This is a genomic window from Mycobacterium sp., from assembly GCF_050701675.1.
Taxonomy (GTDB): domain Bacteria; phylum Actinomycetota; class Actinomycetes; order Mycobacteriales; family Mycobacteriaceae; genus Mycobacterium.
On record NZ_JBOGDD010001332.1, the window covers coordinates 1 to 2,014 of the forward strand.

Sequence of the window (2,014 nt, forward strand, 5' to 3'; positions counted from 1 at the left end):
GATCACCACTGCCGCGATGACGTCGAGTTCGTAGCCGGTGGCGGCGCTCGGTGCGGAGGCATCCAGCCGCGAGGACAGCACGATCGCGCCGACGCCTGCCAGCAGCCCTGCGACGACGTACACCGCCGTGGTGGTCGATCGGACCCTGATGCCGGCCAGGCGAGCCACCTCGTGCCCGCCACCGATTGCATACAGGGAGCGGCCCGCCCGGCGGTAGCGCAGGAAGGCCCAACCGGCGACGTAGAGCGCCACCAATACCGCGACGGTGACGCTGATGAATCCGAAATACCTTGCGGTGGAGAGCTTGTAGAACCATTCGGGATAGCCGACGATCTGCTGACCATCGGTGATCAGGTTCCCAAGGCCACGCGCAACCGACATCATGGCCAGCGTTGCGATGAACGCGGGCAACCTGAACACGGTGACGCCGACGCCGTTGACGAAGCCGGCCAGTCCGCCGACGACGATTGCGGCGAGCATCGCGATCGGTAGTGGAACGCCGCCCTGGTGGGAGAGCCAACCCATGGTCATCGCCGAGAGTGCGAGAACGGCGCCGACGGACAGATCGATGCCACCGATGATGATCACGAAGGTGGCGCCGAGTGCGAGGATGCCAAGAACGGTCACCTGGTCGACGATGTTGGTGAAGTTGCGCGGTGTCAGGAAGTTTGGCGCCGTCACCGACAGGGCGACGATCAGGAGGAGAAGTCCTACGAACGCCCCTCCGGAACCGGCGAAGGCCCTGCTGGTGAGTTGACGAATGCCCTGCGGCTCGTCACCGACGGCCGCGGGCGTCGCGGTTGAAATTGCCATGTTTACTCCGATTCAGCGTCGTGGACTTGGCGGTACTGACGACCTAGTTCATGAACATCCCGCCGTCGATGTTGATCGCTTGGCCGGTGATGTACGTGGCGGCATCCGAAGCCAGGAAGAGCAGCAGGTTCGCAACGTCGGAGTGACTTGCCGCCCGACCCAGCGGGATGTTCGCTATCCACTCGTCGATCAGTTCTCCTGGCTTGTAGTCGCCGAGCCGAGAACCCCACTCGCGGTCGTTGTACTCCCACATCTCGGTCCGGACGATTCCCGGGCAGTAGGCGTTGACCCGGATGTTGTCCTTCGCGAGTTCCTTCGCCAGTGACTGGGTCAGTCCCATCACGCCGAACTTGCTTGCGGCATAGCCGGGGGTATAGATGAAGCCCTGCCGCGCTTGTCCGCTCGCGGCGTTGAGCACGCTGCCCCCGCCCGCCGCCCGGAGCAGCGGCGCCGCCTCCCGCGTCGCAAGGAACATGGCGGTCGTGTTGACGTCGAGCACCCGCTTGAAGTCGGCGACGCTGGTGTTCTCGAGATCGTTGATGGTGATGATGCCCGCGTTGTTGACCAGCGTGTCAAGGGATCCCCAGGTCCTGTCGATCGTCGCGAACGCGCTCACCATCTGCGATTCGTCGGTGACGTCGGCCTGCACGCCGTGCGCCTCGAACCCGGCGCCGGACAGTTCCGCTGCAGACTCCATGACGTGCTCGTCACGGTCGAGCAGGAACACCGATGCCCCGGACTCGGCGAATCCTCGGGCGATGGCGTGCCCGATACCGCCCGCGGCCCCCGTCACCGCCACCCGACGCCCGGTGAAGTGACCCAGATAGAGGGCAGAGGCGATGTCATTCGGGGGCATTGCTACTCCTTTGGAAACACGACCCGTCCAGCTCGCCTACTGCATATTTAGGCAGTGCCGACTCAACTATCAGCTTAGTGTGCGAGACCGTCGGCGTGATGTCAATGACTCCGACCCATCATTTGTGACTGCCATCACGACGATCCCTCGGCGGCGACGGCTTCCTCACCGAGGGCGGTGTCCAGACCGGGTACGCCACCACCCTGTTCCACACCACCGCTTCATCGCACCGCCGGGTGGACCCAAACACGCAGCCGGACTGCAGCTTTCGTGCTACGGTGCGCACATCGCCGGCGACCGCTCGCAGACGGCGCCTGCCGAGTTCAGCCGTCCCCGCTCAGGCAC

At 64.6% G+C, this 2,014-nt stretch carries 2 protein-coding genes; both read right to left on the minus strand.

From position 1 onward, the window contains the following. On the minus strand, nt 1–813 hold an 813-nt coding region (locus ACRDUX_RS41300), incomplete at its 3' end, for an ABC transporter permease (RefSeq protein WP_526423431.1). A 43-nt stretch (nt 814–856) separates the two neighbouring features. Then, nucleotides 857–1,669 (minus strand): SDR family NAD(P)-dependent oxidoreductase, encoded by an 813-nt coding sequence (locus tag ACRDUX_RS41305; protein WP_526423433.1) that lies wholly within the window; start codon nt 1,667–1,669, stop codon nt 857–859. Nucleotides 1,670–2,014: the final 345 nt, after the last annotated feature.